At 38.2% G+C, this 2,957-nt stretch carries 4 protein-coding genes; 3 read left to right on the top strand and 1 reads right to left on the bottom strand.

The features are described 5' to 3' along the window. Positions 1-70: 70 nt before the first annotated feature. Entirely contained in the window at positions 71-1,447 is a 1,377-nt protein-coding gene (locus BMY62_RS15625; protein ID WP_090662153.1) for an RNA-directed DNA polymerase, read from the bottom strand. Positions 1,448-1,635: 188 nt separating this feature from the next. Between BMY62_RS15625 and BMY62_RS15620 the strand changes: the two genes are divergently transcribed. The 3 genes from BMY62_RS15620 to BMY62_RS15610 all read left to right on the top strand — a co-directional run bounded on the left by BMY62_RS15620 (position 1,636) and on the right by BMY62_RS15610 (position 2,874). After that, a complete protein-coding gene (locus BMY62_RS15620; RefSeq protein ID WP_090662150.1) occupies positions 1,636-2,103 on the top strand; it encodes a hypothetical protein in 468 nt (155 codons plus the stop codon). Next, the gene (locus BMY62_RS15615) at positions 2,078-2,422 is read left to right on the top strand and encodes a hypothetical protein (RefSeq protein ID WP_090662147.1); all 345 of its coding nucleotides are present in this window, start codon (positions 2,078-2,080) and stop codon (positions 2,420-2,422) included. Before BMY62_RS15620 ends, BMY62_RS15615 begins: the two co-directional genes overlap by 26 nt. A 101-nt stretch (positions 2,423-2,523) precedes the next feature. Beyond that, positions 2,524-2,874 carry a hypothetical protein gene (locus BMY62_RS15610; protein WP_256207667.1) on the top strand — a complete coding sequence of 117 codons (351 nt, stop codon included), beginning with the start codon at positions 2,524-2,526 and terminating at the stop codon, positions 2,872-2,874. Positions 2,875-2,957 lie beyond the last annotated feature (83 nt).

Below are 2,957 nucleotides of genomic sequence, written 5' to 3'. Positions count from 1 at the left end.
CTAACAGCCGTATCGATGAGTTGTTGCCACTCGCTCCGAAATTTATCGAAGCATTAAAACTATAAAAATTCTAGACGGACGTAACGGACGCATACTGTTTAAATGTCTCACCGACCAGATGTTTATTAACGCGACTCAAAAAACCCTTTGTATCATTATTGAGTGGTATTTCCCAGGCAGTGATAAGCGCGCATATTTGATAAAGGGAAATATCATCAAACACATCTATATTTATTAATATTTCTTCGACTTTTTTTGCTGTTTGTTTTTTGTAGCCTATTTTTGATAAATAAAAAATAAGATTCTGCCTGAGTCCTGGGTAATTTAGATAAATAGCCGAAATTTCGGTAAGTAGCTTTGTGGACTCCATTTTTCCGAATGCGGTAATATAGCGCTTAGCAATCTTGTCCCAATATTTTGGCGATTTATCTTGGAAGTGCCTTTTGAAATTCCTTTTTAGTTCTGTGGTGATTTTGTTGTAATCGGGATTCCCTTTTTTTACATTTTCTAATGAATCGAGATATTTATTCTCTTCAATTTGAAAGTGATAGTAAGCATCTTTGTTATTGTATATAGATGTTTTTGAAATATTAAGTGCCAATCCTCTGCTTTTTAGCATATCGGAGACTGAACTGATTATTTCTATTGCTTCCTTTCGTTCATCTACACCGATAACGATATCGTCCATCCATCTCGTAAAGTTGTTGTTTGTACGCTGCTTAAGAACATCATCAATTTCAAACAAAAAAGAATGTGCGAGTAATCGTATTGCCTCTAGGTTAGATGTTGGGAGACCTCGGCCGCTATAGGGCAAATAATCTGGTTTCCAGGATATTTCCTCAATTACACGAAACAAGATATCAACTAATACTTCGTTATTATTAACATATCCCAAGAATACTTTTTTTAGTTCATTAATACTTATACTGTCGTAGTAATTAGATAAGTCTGTAACAACAAGCAATTTCTTTTCTTCGTTAAATCGATATATTTCTTTTTGCAGTTTCTTCCACTGATTTCTAAACGAAAGTCCATACTCTGCGGCATCATGTGGCTTGCCAACAATATGCTTATCGCGAGAATAAAAGGCATTCTCAGATGGTTGGTGCTTTATTATCTGTTCGGCAACGCATTCGACCAGAACTTGTAATACAAGAGCATCAACTGGCTGAGGTACGACGATATGTCTGCAGATGCCGTATTTTTTCTCCAGCTTGTAGATCAAAGGTAGTGATACTCGATATGTGCCATTAAGTATTTCATTCCGAATGGCAGCGGCGCGCTCTTCTATGTTGTAGTTGAAATCATAATGATCAAATAAATCTTTAAAATCGAGCGTACGCAATTGTCCTCGGACAATTTTCCTCCATATTGCACTCACTTCCTTCTTGCCAAAAAGATCAGAAAGAGGCTCTTTTCTTAATTTTTTGAATCTATCAGTATGCATATATTGCTTATTCGTTTAGCTATATAGTAGCTCCCAAAAGAGATTGTAAATTTATGAGACCCAATTCAATTTGCTGAGTTTTCGCACTAGATTGATTCTAAGAATTTCTGCATTCTTGCACTTTTATGTCGATATAAGAAGCAAAATCTCTTATGAGATAAACCTATATTCTATGATTAAAAATGCTAATGGGGAAAATTGGAAAAGAATACGGCAATCTCACACTTGAAGAATTCAAGCAGCTTATGTGCGAATTGCCTGATATCCGCCGCCAAATGAAAGAGTTACCCAATCTTCTAAATTCCGCTCCTGGTGAAAAAGTAAAAGAAGTACTTGATCAAGGGTTGTATTGGGCTGATCTCTATGAATTGTCATTTCAAGAATCGCTGGCACTGCTTATTTGCGCATTGGGATGCCATCAGGAATTGCATGAAGCTGCCCTATCCGATGACCCCACTCAAGCCGCATTTAGTGTGTTTCAAAATGTTGAGTTTGAAAACTGGAAAGGTGGATTGGATGGAATATTTACCGTAAACGATGTCATAAGCTTATTTACTGCATTGCAACGTAATATTCTTTCAATCATGCTGTTTCATCGAACACTGAATGCAATGGTTGATGAGGGGCAAAATGGAAATGATGATTCTTTTTTTTAATGCTGTCCGCATTGACCGTTCTATCATCACGTGTTCAGCATTTGCTGTACGTATTTCAACAGCAGAAGCTAAAAATGACAAGAAATTTTTTATTCGTCTGCGTAAATCTCTGGAAGGGCCTTCAAAGAAACACTGGGAAGCCTATAAGGATTTACGTTACGCCTTTTATATTCTTCGTGAGTCGGGATTTAATCAAATGTCAGATGCTCAGCTTGAAGAATTGCTCGTGCATCAGTTAAAGCTGTATCCCGATACGCCTGGTGCTCAAAAAAATCTTCGAAAACAGTTCACAGAATCCAAGAAATTTGCAACCACCTGAAATTGCAATTTGAGGTGGACGACTTTTTGTCGTTAGGCGCATAAATTCCTTAATCGTTGCTGGAAGCCATTGCATGCCAGCCTACGATTAGGAGTTTATTCATGTCAAAGAAATCAAAAGCATTTAATCAATCCGCTGAGCCAACACGCAAGGCAACGCGCGAGAGCGCGGCCGCGTGGCGTGATGGCGAAGTGGAACAGGATTTGACGGATGCATTGCATCAGTATGAATCATCCACACAGGGTACGCCGCCTAGTAACACAGTACCCTATAACTGCAATAGTACAGAATACTTCAAGCTGCTACGGTTTGGGGTAGATAGTCTGTATTTATCCTATCAGGGTGAATTGTTCCCGGAAATACAGGAACGGTTAGCCAAGCTAAAGCAACTGGCGCAACACCCCGAAGCCGATCAACAAGCACTGGCCCAATACGCTATCGGGCATATCTAAAAATTGCGATTACAAAACGAAGCAAGTCTGGAAGTGAAGTTATTTTTCCTGGTTAGTGTATAATAACATTTTGTTTATTATAT

This window comes from Nitrosomonas marina (genome assembly GCF_900111605.1).
GTDB classification, from domain to species: domain Bacteria; phylum Pseudomonadota; class Gammaproteobacteria; order Burkholderiales; family Nitrosomonadaceae; genus Nitrosomonas; species Nitrosomonas marina_A.
This window is presented reverse-complemented; position numbering and strand designations above follow the sequence as displayed.

Coding starts and splice junctions, on each gene's coding strand:
- BMY62_RS15625 (WP_090662153.1), bottom strand. CDS start 1,447: ATGCATACTGATAGATTCAAAAAATTAAGAAAAGAGCCTCTTTCTGAT.
- BMY62_RS15620 (WP_090662150.1), top strand. CDS start 1,636: ATGGGGAAAATTGGAAAAGAATACGGCAATCTCACACTTGAAGAATTC.
- BMY62_RS15615 (WP_090662147.1), top strand. CDS start 2,078: ATGGAAATGATGATTCTTTTTTTTAATGCTGTCCGCATTGACCGTTCT.
- BMY62_RS15610 (WP_256207667.1), top strand. CDS start 2,524: ATGTCAAAGAAATCAAAAGCATTTAATCAATCCGCTGAGCCAACACGC.